The organism is Bacillus sp. FCW2, assembly GCF_021228595.1.
Taxonomy (GTDB): domain Bacteria; phylum Bacillota; class Bacilli; order Bacillales; family Bacillaceae; genus Bacillus; species Bacillus velezensis.
Genome location: NZ_CP089436.1, coordinates 1,461,359 through 1,479,485, shown reverse-complemented (window position 1 = coordinate 1,479,485; position 18,127 = coordinate 1,461,359). Strand labels below are relative to the sequence as shown.

At 37.4% G+C, this 18,127-nt stretch carries 11 protein-coding genes and 1 pseudogene; all 12 read left to right on the top strand.

The features are described from left to right. The first annotated feature begins 3 nt into the window (after nt 1-3). The 12 genes and pseudogenes from K3G25_RS07480 (at nt 4) to K3G25_RS07425 (ending at nt 17,992) form a co-directional block, all read left to right on the top strand. Nucleotides 4-540 carry a hypothetical protein gene (locus K3G25_RS07480; protein WP_052510545.1) on the top strand — a complete coding sequence of 179 codons (537 nt, stop codon included), beginning with the start codon at nt 4-6 and terminating at the stop codon, nt 538-540. A 75-nt stretch (nt 541-615) separates the two neighbouring features. Beyond that, complete coding sequence (locus K3G25_RS07475; RefSeq protein WP_045207987.1) at nt 616-1,044, top strand: hypothetical protein; 429 nt, start codon at nt 616-618, stop codon at nt 1,042-1,044. An 85-nt stretch (nt 1,045-1,129) separates the two neighbouring features. Beyond that, nucleotides 1,130-1,756 carry a hypothetical protein gene (locus tag K3G25_RS07470; RefSeq protein ID WP_045207988.1) on the top strand — a complete coding sequence of 209 codons (627 nt, stop codon included), beginning with the start codon at nt 1,130-1,132 and terminating at the stop codon, nt 1,754-1,756. Between the two features lie 63 nt (nt 1,757-1,819). After that, nucleotides 1,820-8,698, top strand: a complete 6,879-nt coding sequence (locus tag K3G25_RS07465) for a phage tail tape measure protein (protein ID WP_232489642.1) — start codon at nt 1,820-1,822, stop codon at nt 8,696-8,698. 57 nt (nt 8,699-8,755) lie between these two features. Further along, complete coding sequence (locus K3G25_RS07460; RefSeq protein ID WP_127010483.1) at nt 8,756-9,514, top strand: phage tail domain-containing protein; 759 nt, start codon at nt 8,756-8,758, stop codon at nt 9,512-9,514. Between the two features lie 12 nt (nt 9,515-9,526). After that, nucleotides 9,527-12,145 (top strand): DUF7359 domain-containing protein, encoded by a 2,619-nt coding sequence (locus K3G25_RS07455; RefSeq protein ID WP_127010481.1) that lies wholly within the window; start codon nt 9,527-9,529, stop codon nt 12,143-12,145. 227 nt (nt 12,146-12,372) lie between these two features. Next, a complete protein-coding gene (locus tag K3G25_RS07450; RefSeq protein ID WP_185855140.1) occupies nt 12,373-12,540 on the top strand; it encodes a hypothetical protein in 168 nt (55 codons plus the stop codon). A 78-nt stretch (nt 12,541-12,618) separates the two neighbouring features. Continuing rightward, nucleotides 12,619-13,434, top strand: a complete 816-nt coding sequence (locus K3G25_RS07445) for a hypothetical protein (protein ID WP_127010479.1) — start codon at nt 12,619-12,621, stop codon at nt 13,432-13,434. A 13-nt stretch (nt 13,435-13,447) separates the two neighbouring features. Beyond that, nucleotides 13,448-15,997, top strand: coding sequence for a peptidase G2 autoproteolytic cleavage domain-containing protein (locus K3G25_RS07440; protein ID WP_224988064.1), 2,550 nt, complete (start codon nt 13,448-13,450; stop codon nt 15,995-15,997). 172 nt (nt 15,998-16,169) lie between these two features. Continuing rightward, a pseudogene (locus tag K3G25_RS07435) lies at nt 16,170-16,653 on the top strand (N-acetylmuramoyl-L-alanine amidase family protein); the annotation flags it as partial. Between the two features lie 674 nt (nt 16,654-17,327). Further along, nucleotides 17,328-17,720, top strand: a complete 393-nt coding sequence (locus K3G25_RS07430; RefSeq protein WP_014417852.1) for a hypothetical protein — start codon at nt 17,328-17,330, stop codon at nt 17,718-17,720. A 20-nt stretch (nt 17,721-17,740) separates the two neighbouring features. Beyond that, entirely contained in the window at nt 17,741-17,992 is a 252-nt protein-coding gene (locus tag K3G25_RS07425) for a phage holin (protein WP_014470077.1), read from the top strand. Nucleotides 17,993-18,127 lie beyond the last annotated feature (135 nt).

Here is an 18,127-nt window from a genome sequence, read left to right as displayed (position 1 = left end):
AAATTGCCCTCAGTTTTAGAAAATAAAATAAAGAACTTTACAAATGCTGTTGAAAAATCAATTGAAGATGAAAATTGGTACTCTGCCTTGGCTTTAGCTTTAGCACTACCTGACATCTGTGGAAACCTCCAAGACCCTAAAAGGTCATCCTCAGATAAATATATAGGGTTTTTTAATGATTTTATAAAACAAAAATACACTCGTTTAATTGGGGATCCTAAAGAACCTCAAGAATTTTTAAATGGAAGAGATATGTATGCTTTAAGATGCTCTTTCCTACATGCCGGCGAAGTGGAAATATCAAAACAAAGGATAAAAAATGTATTAGACGGTTATATTTTCTTAAAGCCAAATAATATAATTTATGCGCATATGAACAAAGTTAATGATACACTTCAATTACAAATAGATGTTTTTTGCAAGCATATTATACAAGCTGTTAATGAATGGCTTATATCTTACAAAAATATAAAAGAAATAGAGGAACGTGCAGAGTTAATGATTGATATTGTGGGATCGACTGACAATATAAGCTTTTAAAAAAGAATAATAAGAGAAATCAGATCACCTTAACATATTAACACCTTTTGACGATAGTATGGAGAGGTGATTTTTATGTTCAATAAGAACTATATCAAACGGCAATTTGTTGAACTTCGTGTTAATGAGCTTATAAAATTTATAAAAAAAGAATTCCCATATGAAGGTCAAGATTACGTGTCACATAACAATAAAATCCAAGTATTGAAATCTCTCAGCCACTCTGACTTATCAGCAATTATTGCACGCATGTCAAGAATTGAAATTGTTCACGATATAACAAAAACAGTTTCATTGATTACTGCGGTTCTTTCTGCAATAACACTTGTAATGAAATTTGTATTTGGTGAAGGAATGTCTTACACTGTGTTATTTGCGCTTTATGTCTCGTGTATAGCTATAGCAGGATTGCTAGATAGAAGGAAACATATTGCGGCTACTTATTTTAAAGACTTGGTAATACGTATCAAAGAAGATAAAGTTAGAGACGAACAAAAAGATTGACGCTGTTTCCCTCTTTCTGATGATACAGTTCTAAGCTTCTGGAAACCATGATATAATGTAGGAAAATAATACTGGTGGTGGTTGGATGATCTGGGCTATCATTCTAATTTTAGTGATTGGCGCTTTCATTATTATCGGGGTTTGCGCTTCAGATAAGCAAAAAGAAATGGATAAAAAAAGGGCAACCGAGATTGAGATCATCGGGAACTTCCCTTCTAATTACAAGTCGATTATTAATCCCGATAAAAATGCAAAGCTTACATTAGTTGAACCGGATGATAAGTTTATGATCCACAAATTCAATCAATATGGAACACTGGAAGAAAAAATTATTCCCTTTGAAAAAATCATTGAAGCCGAGGTTTCAATTGATGATTGTACAGTTACAAAAGTATCCAAAGGAAGTCAAATAACCGGCGCTGTTGTTGGTGGATTAGCAGCAGGAAGCATTGGGGCATTAGTTGGTGGGCTATCTTCCAATAAGACAGAAACAAAACACTTCAAAAAAATTGATTTAAAATTAAAACTCGATGATTTCTCCTCCCCTATTTACAGATTTGATTTCCTGCCGAGTAAAGATGAATTTGGCCTAGAGAATGTTAAAGGGTTTAAACAGGATGATCCAAAAGTTAAAGATGCTTTATCAAATGCTGAAATATGGCAAGGGATTATGGAGATTGCAATACGGAAAGCAAACAAAGTCGCTCAATAATGAGTGGCTTTTTTATATGCCCTAAAAATCACTCTCCCCTATTCGAAAGGATGTGACCTATATTTGAGTCAAGATTTAAAGATCATACTCACACCCAAAGCTGATACTTCTTCAAAAACTGTCGAACAGTTAAATCAGCAAATTAAATCTTTAGAGAAAAAGCTAAATTCCCTTAATTTAAAGACCAATATTGATGCCTCTGCTTTAAAGACTCTCAATGATTTCTCCTCTGCAGTCGACACTTATCAAAAACATCTCAAATCCTTCAATCAAACAGTTAAAGAAACTACAACTATTACCAGAAGTGCTGATGGCACTGTTGAAAAGCTTACACAGCAGTATAAGAAAAATGGCGAAATCATTCAGCGTGAAAAGAAATTCATCGACAATCGTAATCAATCACTACGTGAACAAACGCAAGAAGTTAACAGACTTACTCAAGCGACTGAAAAACTTGGTCAGGTACAGAAGAAAACAGAACAAAAGAATGCTCAAGGACAAACGACGAGGGTTACTCAAAAGAACCGCAATGGCTTTGACGATATTACCTATACTACTGACCCAAAAACAAACGCTACGTCGTCGAAAGTTACAACAAACTATGATCAGCAACGAAAAGCAATTGAACAATTAAAACTGGATTTAGAAAAACTTAGGCAACAAGGAATTGTAACTGATACCACCCTCTCCTCCCTTGGGCGGAAATTAAATACTGCTCAGACAGCACAGCAAATTGAAGCATTACAAAACAGAATTAAGATGCTCGATGATAAGTCTGCTGCTGTGGCGAAAAATAATGAACTCAGAAAAACTATTGAGTTGTATCAACGTCAAGCGCAGGTAAACGTACAAAACCTTAATACACGTTACGGCGATACTATGGGTACCGGCAATAGACAAGCTGCTCAAGATTATTTAAATGCAGTAAATAGTCTTAATGTAAGTGCCGGCGGTAATAATATCAGATCTCAAATGCAAAGCTTGAACATGCAATTTAGGGAATTGGCTTCAAATGCTCAAACAGCGTCTAGTCAAGCCTCCTCTTTTGGCACAGAGTTAACTCAAGCTTTCAAAAGTATGTCGACATATTTGATCTCCGGTTCTTTGTTCTATGGTGCTATATCTGGGCTCAAGGAAATGGTTTCCCAGGCTGTTGAAATTGATACTCTAATGACGAATATCAGACGTGTAATGAATGAGCCTGATTATAAGTATAATGAGCTTCTTCAAGAGTCAATCAACTTAGGTGACACGCTTTCAAATAAGATCACTGACATCCTGCAAATGACTGGCGATTTTGGGCGTATGGGTTTCGATGAAAGTGAACTGTCTACGCTTACTAAAACCGCTCAGGTTCTACAAAACGTCTCTGATTTAACTCCTGATGATACAGTTAACACTTTAACTGCCGCAATGTTAAACTTCAATATTGCTGCGAATGATTCTATTTCAATCGCAGATAAGCTTAATGAAGTCGATAACAACTATGCTGTAACTACTCTTGACCTAGCGAATTCAATCCGAAAAGCAGGAAGTACCGCTTCGACTTTTGGCGTTGAATTAAACGATCTGATTGGTTATACTACAGCAATTGCAAGTACCACCCGTGAATCAGGAAACATTGTTGGTAACTCACTTAAAACCATTTTCGCACGTATTGGGAATAATAATAGCTCAATTAAAGCCTTAGAACAGATTGGTATTTCTGTGAAAACTGCCAGTGGCGAGGCAAAATCTGCTACTGATTTAATTAATGAGTTAGCAGACAAATGGAATACCCTCAGTGATGCTCAAAAACAAAATACCTCAATAGGTGTAGCGGGCATTTATCAGCTTTCAAGATTTAATGCCTTGATGAATAATTTCTCCATATCACAAAATGCAGCGACCACTGCATCTAATTCCGCAGGAAGCGCTTGGAGTGAACAGCAGAAGTACGCTGACAGTTTACAGGCAAGATTAAACAGGCTGTCAAATGCATTTACAGAAATGTCGATTGCCTCAAGTGAAGCCTTCATCTCTAATAGCATTGTTGTTTTTGCAGATGCACTTAAAGGATTAATGCAAACTAGTGCTCAAATTACTAAAACAGTCGGACTCCTACCTCAAGTTTTTGGTTCTGCGACAACTGCAATCCTGCTTTTCAACACCTCTCTTCGTACAGCTACCATCTCAACTGGAATGTCTGCAATATCAACCCTTAAAAATCTTGTCTTAAACTTTAATGCTGTTGGGATTGGCGCAACCACCGCTTCAGCTAAAACTGCAGTTTGGACTCGAGTGGTTAATGCTTCAAGCGTTGCGATGAGCAACCTAAAGAAAGTAGCAGTCTCTACAAGCGCGTTTTTAGCCGGTAGTTTTCTTCCTATGGCAGCCATGGTTGGACTTGGCGTCGTTATTGAGAAGTTAATTTCTTCTTACTCTGAGTTGAAACAAGCTAGAGAAGATTTTGAACAAGCGAAAACTACAAGCATTGAAGCAATTACAACCAATAAAGATGAAACTGATAAACTGATTAGCCAATACAAAGAACTGCAAAAGGCTAAAGATGGCGGGGCTTTATCAGCCAATCAGGAGCAAGAATACTTACAAGTAACGCAGCAGTTGGCGCAAACGTTCCCGAATTTGATCGCCGGGTATGATTCTCAAGGGCAAGCAATCATAAAGAAAAACCAAGCACTAAAGGATGCTATAAAGTACACTGAAGACCTTAGTAATTTAAACAAAAAAGACATTCAAACAGGTGCCAATAGTAACTTTAAGGAAAGCTTAAAAGACATTGATAAACTCAATGATAAGATTAAACAGTATAAGCAGGTTGCCGATTATTATAAAAACGGCAAGAGTTGGGATATTTTCTCTTCTGAAAATGACAAAAAAAATCAAGGTATTAAAGCTGAACAAGATGCACTACGTACTGAACAAGAGCTATCCAGCTCACAGGCTAAAATTAGAGAGCAAGTGCAACAGACAATTGATGCCTTTAACTCAATAAAGATAAATCCGAATCTTTCAAGGGAAATATCTAACGCTTTCGATAAAATCGATTTCAGCAAAATGAATGCAGATGAACTTGAGTCATTTTCAATAAATGTTTCAAAATACATGGAAAATATCCAAAAAGCTCTGCAATCGGGAAATAAAAATAATTTTGATTCCGCCTCTAAAAGCTTAGAACAGCTTGTTAATCAATATATGAGTGGCAAAGATAAAGCTAATGGTTTGGCTTTATCTTATGATGACCTTAAAACTGCCATTGACTCTACAAACGATTCTGCACAAACTGCAAAAGTAACATGGGATGAAAATGGTGAAGGTGTAGATGCATTAGGTGAGCAAGTCGGGAATTTATCTGACAAGCTCAAAGAAGCTAAAGGTGATTTTGAAGCAATTAAAGGAATCATCGATGAATTAGTTGAATCGAAGCAAAATGATGCTGCTATATCTGCTATTCAAAATGAAGCTTATGACACTATGTCTGACAGCATCTCCCCTTTAAACAACCTCCTTGAAAAAATGTCTGAAGGTAAAAGCATATCTGCAACAGAAGCCATGAAGCTTATTCAGAAAGAACATGATCTTGCTGATGCAATTTCAGTTGAAAATGGTGTTGTAAAAATCAACAGAAATGCAGTTGTTAAGCTTCGGGACACAAAACTCAAAGCTTACAATGATATGCAACAATCTGTTAGACAAGATCTAATTAATCAGGCTAATGCATTAAATAAAAAGATTAATATGTATAAGTCTGAAGTCAAGGCTATCAAGACTGTTCAAGACGCTTATAAAATGAAATCTGAGCTTGAAGACAACAAGAAAAAGATATACGACGAACTAAAAAAAGGGAACAGTGGTGCGCTGCAGTTCCTACCCAAAACACAGGATGATTTAAACCAGGTCACTGATATCACTGATCAGCTTAAAGAGCTTGATAAACTAGCCGATTTGGCTTCAACTTCCCTATCCGAAACAGGAACATCTCTTGACGACCTTTCTTCTTCAAGTGATAAAGCCTCTGAGGAAATGAAAACATCTATGTACGTGGCTGATAAATACAAGGAAGCTCTGGAGAAAGTCACCGCTGAAGTTGAAAAGTACAATAAGCAGGTAAACGACTATCCAAAGTATTCTCAAAGTTATCGAAATGCCCTGCAGAAAGAAATTAAAGCTCTTCAACAAAAGAAAAAACTTATGCAGGAGCAAGCCAAACTCCTCAAGGATCAAATTAAGTCAGGGAACATTGCACAATACGGTATCGTAACCTCTTCCCTTTCCTCTGGTTCATCTTCTGGTGGTTCTTATTCTTCTGGTGGCGGATCTTACTCCGGTAAATACTCCAGCTACATTAATTCTGCCGCAAGCAAATACGGTGTTGATCCAGCTCTAATTGCAGCTGTAATCCAACAAGAATCAGGATTCAATGCAAGAGCTCGTTCTGGAGCAGGCGCATCCGGATTAATGCAGTTGATGCCTTCCACTGCTAAAAGCTTAGGTGTAAACAATGTTTATGATCCTTATCAGAGCATTATGGGTGGCACAAAATATTTAGCCCAACAACTAAGCAAATTTGGTGGCAATGTTGAGAAAGCACTTGCCGCTTATAATGCGGGGCCTGGGAATGTAATCAAATATGGTGGCATCCCTCCTTTCAAGGAAACGCAGAATTATGTTCAGAAGATCATGTCAAACTACACCAAGTCAATGACTTCTGCTAATTCCTCCATTGCAAGCTACTACACGAAGAATAGTGCGTTTAGAATAAGTTCTAAATATAATGCGAAAGATGGCGCTTACCGATCAACTCCACATAAAGGGACAGACTTTGCCGCAAAAGCCGGTACAGCAATTAAGTCTTTGCAAAGTGGAAAAGTTCAAATTGCTGGCTATAGTAAAACTGCCGGTAACTGGGTTGTCATTCAACAGGATGATGGAAAAGTTGCTAAGTATATGCATATGCTTGATACCCCTTCTGTTAAAGCCGGTCAAACTGTTAAAGCTGGCCAGACCATCGGTAAAGTTGGCAGTACGGGTAATTCAACTGGAAATCACCTTCATCTTCAAATTGAGGAAAACGGAAAGACAATTGACCCTGAGAAGTATTTAAAAGGTGTCGGTACATCTATTTCAGATGCATCTCAAGCTGAAGCAGAACGACAACAAGCAATAGCGCAAGCTAAATCCGACCTCCTCTCCCTTCAAGGTGACATTGACTCAGTAAACGATCAGATACAAGAGCTCAGATATGAGATCGTTCAATCGAAGCTCGATGAGTATGACAAACGTATTGGTGATTTTGATGTAAGAATCGCTAAAGACAAAGCCCTCGCTAGTCATTATCTGAGCGATAGTAAAGAGTTCCGTAAGTATACAAACGATCAGAAAAAAGCTTTAACTGAACAGCAAAAGATTCAGGGTCAGAAGGTTTCTTTTATTGAAAAAGAAATCAAAACAAACAAAACTCTGAATGCCGCTCAAAGAGCACAGCTTGCTGAGGAATTAAAACAAGCTAAGATTGATCTCATCAATTTTCAAGAAGAAGTAAGAGAACTTCAAGGACAGCTCATCCAATCTAAAGTTGACGAAACGCTTAACGGTATAGAGAAATCAACCAAGAAAACTGAATCCAAGCTTAAAGATGTTAGCAACAAAATATCCATGACCGAGGAAGATAAAGACAAGGTTAAATATTATAGCCAACAGATTAAGCTTATTCAGCAGCAACAGACTGAAGCGAAGAAGTACATCAAACAGTTGGAAGCACAAAAGAAAGCTGCCAAAGGGTTTCCGGATATTCAGAAACAAATTACTGAAGAGATCGAGAACTGGAAAGATAAGCAGAAGGACTACAATCTGGAGCTTTACAACACAAAGAAATCAATCAAAGATGTGTATAAATCTCTTGCTGATGAAGTTGTCTCTATCTACAAAGAGATGTACGAAAAGATGCGTGATATCGAATTAAAAGCGCACCAAAAAGCTACACAAGACTTGATTGATGAGATTGATAAAACTGATGATGAAGCTAAATTTCAAAAACAGTTAAAAGAGAAGCAAGACAGTATCCAAAAACTCACTGATCAAATTAATCAGTATTCTCTTGATGACTCAGAATTTGGCAAGTCAAAGGTTAAGGAATTGACTGAGCAGCTACAAAAGGAACAGTTAGATTTAGATGAGTTTCTTAAAGATCGTGAAAGTAGCAAACGAAAAGAAGCGTTGCAAGATCAGCTTCAAAAAGACGAAGATTCAATTAACAAGAAATATGATGATCTCGTCAATGATGAGCGTGGATTTAAGGAACTTGAGAAAAAGCTAATGGATGGGAAGATTACTGATATTGCTAAACAACTGAATGAATTCTCTAAGTTCATTAACAGCAATATGGAGTCCATTGGGAAAAGCATCTCTAATAACCTTATCGATAAGCTTAAAGAAGCTTCTAATGCCCTTAATACTGTGACCAAGGGTAATAAAACTGGGAAAAAGGTATCTTCTTTTGCATCGGGCGGATATACAGGAACAGGACTAGGCGCTGGTAAGCTCGCCTTCCTTCATGATAAAGAGCTTATCCTAAATAAAACAGATACTGAAAATATGCTTGAAACTGTAAAGCAAGTTCGCAATCTGTCTAATAACGATTTGAATAATGAAACACCTAAATGGGGGCAAGGTGGGAAATTAGCAGCTTTGATTAACAAAGGGATTACCTCTATTCCATCAATAATTCCGAATATTAATCAATCGAGTCTTTCTAATAGTTTGATACCAAATGTTAAAACCACTAGCCTCCCTCCTACCACAACCGTTAATTCTAATGGTGATAAAACAATTAACACACCAATTATTTTCAATGTTGATAAACTTACAGGTGGGGAAACTGGAGCAAGAACAATGCTCGAAACCATCAAGAAAGAAGTTATAAAATTAAATGGAAGCATGTAAGAGTCTGTATAATGCAGGCTCTTCAGCTTGCTTTTTGATTGTTAAGGGGGAAATTTTATGATTAGAGAAAGTCAATATTTTATGTTCAATGATATCCCCTCTTATGAAATTGGGGCAGTGAATGTAAACACAGATGGCGGACTAATGGAAGAGACATTCATAGCGAATAGAACAGTAAATGAAACATATACACGATCAGCTTCTGAGCCATATGTAGACAGTGTTAAACGTGAACCATATGAAATCCCTTTAAACTTTTACATAGAAAATCATTTAGATGAAGAAAATATTCGAAGAGTTGCACGTTGGCTAAATGTAGATGATTATAAGCCTCTTTCATTCAGTAGTAATTTAGATATCATTTATTTTGCTTTGCCAGTGAATGCAACAGATTTGGTACACAACTGCTCTAATGACGGATATGTGAAGCTGACAATGAAAGTATTTCCTTATAGGTATGGACGAGAAACAACTACCCATTGGTATGACATATCATCAGGTTCTAATAATATAGAAATTAAAAATATAGGGGATTTAGATATCCCACTTTCTCTTGAATTCAAAAAAATCGGTGATGGAGACATCACAGTCGAAAACTTGACAGCTTATAAAGAACCTCTAAAATTCACATCAATTAAACATCAAGAAGTTATTAATGTAGATGCCAATAAAGAGCTGATCACCTCCAGTGTTACTGGGTATGAGTGTTATGATCAAGTCAATGAACAGTATGTTTTTTTAACAAGGGGGATAAACAGAGTTAAAATAACGGGCGAATGTTGTATCCGGTTTATATACAGATATAAGTATTTGTAAGGGGATGTTTTATTGATTTACGATTTTAAACCAGGCCATCTCAAGCTTTCTTTAGCAAAACCAAATAAAAAGAAAATCGCTAATATAGTAGATTTCTCTAACGCCTCTCTAAATTTGAATTTTGATGAACTCCACGATCTAACTTTTAATATCCCACTTAAAGCAAGATATAATTTCAAGATGAAGCCAAACCATGTGGCAGAACTCATAAAAGGCTGGTATCTCATTAAGGCAGAGTTCTTAAACAGAGTTGAATGGTTTGTAATTACCGGGTTGACAAAGTCAGAAAATGAGGAACAAACAATACAAGTTAGAGCTCAAGGACTTCCCTACATTCTTCATAAAAGCAAAATCAAATCATATGAAGGCATCTCTAAAAATCTGTTGGAAGTTGCCACAGATTGTCTTAAAGGAACTTGCTTTACTGTAGACTTTATTGACCCCTCTTTTAATGAAAAACGCCGCTCATTTGATGTTACCTCTACCCGATATGAGTTTTTAAAGAACATTGGAGAAACTTTTGAGGCTGTGCCTATATTTGATACTGTTAACAACACAGTATCATTTTATAAAAAAGAAACTGTGTCCAAGTATAAAGGTGTCCAATTCTCTCCTAAAAGGTTCATGATTGATATGGAAGATACCATTGATATTGATGAAGTTGTAACACGGTTAGACATTACCGGTAAAGATGGAATTGTTATTAATTCAGTCAATCCTACTGGGCAGAGTTACTTGGATGATTTCTCTTATTTCCTCTACCCTTTTGAACGTGATGAAAAGAGAAATGTAATTAAGCATAGTGATTACATGGATGATGATTTGTGCCATGCAATTTTAGATTACAATGAACTTGTAAATAATGAAGGCTCTTCTTTTTACCTCCTTTTAAATCAGAAAAAAGATCTGGAAGCAATAAAAACAACACAGGAGAATACCCTCTTCACCCTAGAAAAAATTGAATTACAACAAATCTTAGATAAGATCACAGTAGCAAAAAAAGCTGGAGATGACACGAAAGACCTTATCAAGCAAAGAGATGCCAAACAACTTGAAGTTACATCAAAGAAAGCTGAAATATCCACCACTGCCAATCAGATTTCCAAGATAACTGAAGAAATAGCAGTGTTAAAAGATCGGTTATCTATGGATAAGTTTCTCGGTGAAAAGCTAATGAAAAAGTTGTCTTATTTTATCCGTCAAGATGATTGGTCTAATGACAACATTTTTGATGAAACAGAGCTGTATGAAAAAGGCCTTGAGGAACTTGGGGAGAAAAATACACCTCCGGTAGACATCAGAACAAACATTGTCAACTTATTTACTGTCAACAAAGAAAAGGATTTTTGGGGTAGAATTTACCTGGGAGATATAATCAGATTAGTTAATGACGATTTTAGAACTGATGTCAAAGCAACACTTACAGGAATGAATTTTGATTTTGAGCAGCAAAGTATACAAGTAACACTCTCGAATGGAAAAAGAGCTACTACGATAGAACAAGACTTTGCACGCTCATTGTATACTGCTAAGAAAGCATCAACTGAATTCAATAAGAAAAAGATTGATTATGATACCCTACTGACCAATTACAATGCACGAAATGATCGTATATCTGCACCCGTAGCAAACCCAACTATCCGAAATGACGGGACTGCTATAACTCACGTTGTAAATGATAATGGATCTGTAGATGTATCAATTGAATGGGATTTTCCAGACTCCGATGAGGATAAATACAATATCGATGGTTTCCTTATCCATTGCTACTCCGACACATCAGATGATACCTATCTTTTTGGTTCAAAGATGTCATCTGAACAATATTTATCAGTTAGTTATGATAAACGAATTGCAACATTAACCGGTCAAGTTTCAAATAAACACTATACATTTGGAGTACAAGCCTATCGCACAGTAGAGACATCCATTGATAGCAGTGGTCGAATACTATCTGATATTGTACAGCCTAAATCCCCTTCAGAAAACCCCTACCTCCCTTCTAATTCTGTTGAAGTGAAAGGAAGTCTAAGCGGAAAAGTTAACGGGCTTTATACAATATCCACCGAAACAAAGCCTATTTCGCCAGATGCAGGAACGATTTGGATTGATTCAAAGACTAATAAACAAGAGCTTTTTAATGGTGAAGAGTGGATTGTGTCTTCTGCGGGCTCGGCTGATTCATTAAATGGTTACACGACTTCAACGCTATCCACGCCTAATTCAATACCTGTACGTAATGACCAGGGAATCATTACAGGTTCCATAGATGGAAACGCTGAGTTTCTTGGCGGTAAACCACACTCAGAATATGCGCTATCCTCTGATGTTCCTCAGATAGCTAAAGGAACGTATGTGGGCGATGGAACAATTAGCAAACAAATATTGCTGCCTTTCACTCCAACACATGTGAAAGTGTGGCCAGTGTCTCCTAATGATTCTATGCTATTAATTGATGAGACAGGGGGTTATACGTATCAGATAAATGAAATAGGAATATCCCTGGTTGGGGGAAACTCTACATACGGAAGTATAAACGAACTTGGGTTTATAACAGGCTCAGATAGCAATCAAAGAGGGAATAAATTAAATACAAAGTACATCTGGGAAGTATATAGGCATGTAAAATAAACAGGCGTACCCTTATTGGATGCGTCTTTTTTTATTTCAACTTTCTTTCTAAATAAAATTCTACTTTATGCAAACACTTGACCGTTTTCATACGATAACACCCCTTTTTCACTTAAAAATACCTTGTAAATTATAAAAAACTTTACCACTTGATTCCATATTAGAAGTTGTGTCATGATGGATTTTGGTATATAAAGTGTTTAACAGAAAGAGTGAGGGGATCATCGATGAGTGAAAAAAAATATGAATCTATACACTGGTTTGCGTCAGTACTAGCGCTTTTATTAATAATTTTGAATAGTTTTTTTATAAAAATTGAGGGTGTAACTGTTGGTATTGCGATTGTATACATAGTGATCATGGGAATTGTTAGGAGCACATGGAAAAAGGCTTAGAGAGAAAGAAGAGATAGTCGCGCACTTGGAAGAATTGCTCAAATCAATTACACAATAAGAAAGGGCGGTGAATTTAGTTTGGATTTTCCTCAGCTCTATAACAACCCTATCCTTTCTCGAAAAAGGAAAGGTTCAAACGATGATCCTTATTTAAGTTATAGTGAAACTTTAACCGTTTATAACGGCCGAGCCGTACTTACTGAAATACCAAACCCCGAGTACAGAGTTATAGTTAGTGGTGACAGTAAGGAATGGCGAGAAATTGAAGATGGTGAATTAGAAGACAACTACTTTAAGGTTGAATACCTTATGGGGGTTGTCTTTTTCAATGATTCGAATGAAGGTAAATCACTTACTTTTACATATCAAGGAGAAGGTGCATCCTTCTTCCCTGCCTCAAGGATTTGGATTAAACGGCAAGGAAATATGGTCATTGAAACACTTCAAGGCTTAATTGATGATGCTGAAGATGCCATTATTCGTATCAACGAACGTATTGCTGAATGTGAACGTGTCACCAAGAGATGTATTGAAATAACAAATTGGTGCAGACAAGCAACATCAGATTATGAGTATGTAGTTGAGAACACTAGAAAGATTTACTTGCCGTTTGTGTACACCTATCAGGATTTATTAAACACTTATCCTTCCCCTCAAATTGGTTGGACTGTCACTGTAAAAGAAACAGGAATTGAATATCGATGGGATGGTTTTGACTGGATAAATATTAGCGTCTCAGATAAGTATGACGGTTTCAACATTGTTTCTAGCTATGTAGAGCCTTACAACATCAGATCAGTATGGTTGAGAACGAACAATGCTCCCAAAAAGATGAGGATAAAACCTTCTGCAGAACCCCCTGACGGAAGTATGGTTTGGATTAGAAAAGGATAAGGAGGAGTATATATTGAGCGACAATTTAATTCCCGTAAACACAATGGGGTATATGGACGAAGAAACAGAGCAATGGATACCCATTGATGCTATAGGGTTAAAATCAAATAATATCAGATATACTGCAGACGATATTCAAGAGGCTTTTGATAAAGCTTCTAAGGATATTAAAAACGTAATAAGCACAGTCGATTCTGGTTTAACAGATATCACAAACACTATTGGAGATATTTCAAAAATCCCTGCAGCTGGTGCAACAATTGTTGATAAAGTCTTAAATGAGTTTATCAGACGAAGTGTCAATGTTCAGGATTTTGGGGCTAAGGGTGATGGTGTTACTGATGACACTGAAGCTTTCAAAGCTGCTTTTTCCAGCGGGAAGCGAGAAGTTTTTGTACCCGCAGGTATTTATATGGTTCAAGGATTACATATCCCTTCTTATGTCAGACTTTACGGTGTTGGATCAGGATCTATTATCAAGCTTCACCCAACTGCTACCGGAACATCTTGTGTGTTAACCAATAGCGACTACACAAACGGAAATGAATATATCTTAATTGAAGACTTAGACCTCGATTGGAATTTAGACAAAAAGGACAACACCATTACAAATGGAACAAATGCAAACTGTGTGGGTATTGTTAACTCTAAATTTGTTCGGGTTAGAAACGTCAATGCTCGAAATCCAGGTCTTCATGGTTTTGATGTAAGCTCTCCTATTTGGAACACTTCTTCAGATGGTGCTGATTATTATCAACCGAAGGGCAGTAGATATGTTTGGATTGAAAACTGTACTGCAACTAATTTCGGTGACGATGGCTTCACAACTCACTATTCTGAATACATCTACTTCACTAACTGTCACGCATACAATGCCAATGGGTCTGCTCATGACAAAGGCTCATCAAATTCAAATGGTTTTGAAATTGATGACGGTTCTAGAAACGTATGGCTGGTGAACTGCAACAGTCAGAAAAACTGCAGAGGTTTTGAAGTTAAAGCCCACAATAGAGCGCCTGCAGCAAGAAATGTTAATTTAATCAACTGCTACTCAGAGAATGACATTCGTGCATTTGATTTTAGACACATCGGCTTTCATCGTGCTTCTGATAAAATTTCCACTAGTGCATTCGACATTAATGCTGTTAACTGTACTGCGAAGTCTCCAATCTTTAGTGACCTTTATAAAGAGTTGAGCCCACGAGCACTAGTAATCTCAGCTTACAGAAATGTTAACATTTCAAACTTTAACGCAATTGGAGACCCTTCTTATGATTACAAAGGAAATCCCGCAATCGCTACGCAATTTAAATCAAGAAACATTAATTTAAACAATCTTTCTATTTCTAACTTCAAAACAGCTGGAGCTGACATTTATGTATACGGTGGGGATCAAAAATCAGATAATGTAAATATTTCAAATGTAAATTGTTTTGAATCGGCGAGAATTGGTGTGCGTATTGGCAGTGGCACAGAAAATGTAAAGCTTATTAATGCAAGTTTGATAGGTGACGGGAAAGCTGACAGTATTGGTGTGTATTGTTCTAATTCTCAGGCAAGCCTAATGGGAATTTCAGTGGAAAAATACAAAAAGGCTGCCAGAATTTCAGGAGTTGATTACACTTTTGTACCAAATAATATAAAAGGCGGGACAAAGGTTGCAACCTCTTCTGGAGTACCCAAATCTAGCACAGGCTTAATAGCAGCATCTACTGGACAGCCTGAAGTATCAGGTGAAGCTTCTGCTGTTATAGGCACCACAGGTGGAGCAAAAGCAACTGGGGTCAGAACAGGAGTATTTTCCTCTTCCGGAGCAAGTTCCGTTAGCGGTTCGCGTAGCACAGTCATGTCTTCAAACGAATCCCACATTGAAGGCGATAATGTCTCACGAACTATCTTATCTTCGGGAGGAGTCAAACTCGGTACAAATGATCGCTATATGGTGGTTGGTGGATATGGTTCTACCCCATCAAGAGCGAATATCAAATGGATGCTAAACTCCATGAACGGAGATATAACATCTACCGGCAAGATGAATGGCGGAGCCACTTTCAGTGATTACGCTGAATATTTTGAAAGCCTTGACGGAAAAGCAATTCCGACAGGAACAATTGTCACTCTTGAAGGAGCTAAAATTCGCCCAGCGAGAAAAGGTGAAGATGTACACGGAGTAATCTCCGAAACTGCAGGAACTATTTTAGGCGGAGCTGATATTCACTGGCAAGGTAGATATTTAAAGAATGAATTTGGTGGATACATATATGAAGATGTAGTCAACCCAGAAACCGGTGATGTTAAGAAACTGCCTAAAGTAAACCCTGAATGGATTGAAAAAATAGATTACGTCCCCCGTGAAGAACGCCCTGAATGGAACATAGTCGGCTTACTTGGACAGGTTTATGTGAAAGTGGACAGCACTGTTTCTGTGGGAGATCGTATTGAAGGTAATTATGGCATCGGCACAAAAACAGAAGACAGGTTTTACTCTTGGAAGGCTATGGAGATTGTAACCCCATATTCAGACAAGCTTGGCTATGGCATTGCCATCTGCTTAATTAAGTAATCCCTCAAAATTAAAGGAGGTGGTTATGTTCTAGTTAAAATATAAATTTTATTCAATTTATAGCATTCAAAAACAGAGATAACAAGAGCATACGTGAGATAAAGAGAGATTGGGATTTGCCCCTTCTCTCTTTTTTTGTGCTCAAATTTAATTTTTAGGAGAGATGTTCAATATGACAATTGCAGTGAAAAAGAGATTAGTTCCAAGTGGAAAATACGCTCTGAAATGTCCGAACCCAATGACACCGGAGTATATCACTATTCATAACACAGCAAACGACGCATCAGCCGCCAATGAAATCAGTTATATGACAGGAAACAGCGAATCGACAAGCTATCATTTTGCCGTCGATGATAAAGAAGTAATTCAGGGGATTCCGCTGGATCGGAATGCTTGGCATACTGGCGATGGCACAAACGGAACCGGGAACCGTAAGTCTATTGGCGTGGAAATCTGTTGCAGCAAGTCAGGTGGTGCGCGTTACCGGGCAGCAGAGGCGCTGGCTATCAAGTTTGTGGCGCAACTTCTCAAAGAGCGCGGATGGGGCGTTGACAAAATCAGAAAGCATCAGGACTGGAACGGAAAATACTGTCCGCATCGTATTCTGTCTGAGGGACGTTGGGATCAAGTGAAAGCGGCCATTGCTGCAGAATTAAAAGCACTCGGCGGAAAAACTTCTTCCTCATCTTCAAAGCCAACAAAAGTAGTTAAAACAAATGGTTCTTATGTTAAGAACACAGTTATCGCTGACAGTCTTAATGTGAGAACCCAACGCAATGCAAACTCCTCTATTGTACTCGCTCTTCCTAAAGGCTCCACTGTCCAATACCAAAAAGGATCAACTCAAAATGGTTGGGGATATATCAAATATACAAACTCTAAAGGTGCTACATACAGCGGTTACGTAAATGTGAAGTACATTAAAAGTGATGCTGAACTTGGACAATCAACCCCAAAGCCTAAATCCACTTCTAAGCCTAAAAGCAGTGGTATCAAATCTGCAGGCAAAATTAAAATTGTCGGTGTAAAAAGCGCTGCAATCGTTATGGACAGACCCGATAAAAACAAAGCAAAGAATCTTGGCACCGTAAAGTTAGGTGACACACTCAGCATTTCTGGTTCAGTGAAAGGTTCAAACAATGCTAAGGGTTACTGGGAAGTGATCTATAAAGGTAAACGCGGCTACATCTCAGGTCAGTTTGGGTCAAAAATCTAAATATATTTAAATATCTTTGAGGATGATTGTTGATCGAGGTATATCAATGATTATCCTCTTATTTTAGGAGGTGATGTAATGTCACCTTTCTATTTTATCAAAGGTTGGTGACAAATGGATAACTTTGAGCAAAGCACCATTTCAAGATTAAGTGCACTTGAAGAAAAAGCTAAGCACACTGATAACAAAATTGACTCTCTTGAAGAAAGAACAAATGTTATTGGTCGTATTGCTACGCTTGTTGAGCAGCAAGTCGAAATTAATAAGGATTCTCAAGCACAATCGAGAGAACAGTTCAGCACTCTGAACGAAATGAGCAACAGTTTAAAAAATCTGAGTAAATCATATGAAAAACTGGACAATCGAGTTGAAATATTGGAACGCTCTGATTCTACTCGCAAAATTGATCCCTCTCAGTTTACTAAAGACCTTGTGTTTAAGGTACTGCCCAGTGTAATTGCGACTATTGTCGCAGCCTGGTTACTCATACATTTTGGCCTTAAATAAAATGAACAGGAGCGAATTTCATGACTAAAATTAACTGGAAAGTAAGACTTAAAAAGAAAACATTCCTGGTTGCAATCTTCTCTGCAACTCTTTTGTTTGCACAAGCTATTGCATCTGCTTTCGGATACGATATTTCTGTATTTAGTGATGATCTCACTGAGAAATTTAATGCTTTACTTACGTTTTTAACTGCAATGGGGGTTGTAGTGGATCCAACCACTACAGGTATCTCAGACAGTGATCAAGCAATGGAATACACAGAACCAAAATAACTCGGGGGAGTTCATCTCCCCTTTTTTTCATTTTTAATTAAGAAAGGAATGATTGTTGGCCATGCAAATAGGATCTGGATATATCGGGAGTCCAATGCTTGAGAAGTCAGAATCTAACCATGAAGTAATCCCTTC

Excerpts from the sequence above, each read along its gene's own strand:
- K3G25_RS07475 (WP_045207987.1), top strand. The coding sequence starts at position 616 with ATGTTCAATAAGAACTATATCAAACGGCAATTTGTTGAACTTCGTGTT.
- K3G25_RS07470 (WP_045207988.1), top strand. The coding sequence starts at position 1,130 with ATGATCTGGGCTATCATTCTAATTTTAGTGATTGGCGCTTTCATTATT.
- K3G25_RS07450 (WP_185855140.1), top strand. The coding sequence starts at position 12,373 with ATGAGTGAAAAAAAATATGAATCTATACACTGGTTTGCGTCAGTACTA.
- K3G25_RS07430 (WP_014417852.1), top strand. The coding sequence starts at position 17,328 with ATGGATAACTTTGAGCAAAGCACCATTTCAAGATTAAGTGCACTTGAA.
- K3G25_RS07460 (WP_127010483.1), top strand. The coding sequence starts at position 8,756 with ATGATTAGAGAAAGTCAATATTTTATGTTCAATGATATCCCCTCTTAT.
- K3G25_RS07425 (WP_014470077.1), top strand. The coding sequence starts at position 17,741 with ATGACTAAAATTAACTGGAAAGTAAGACTTAAAAAGAAAACATTCCTG.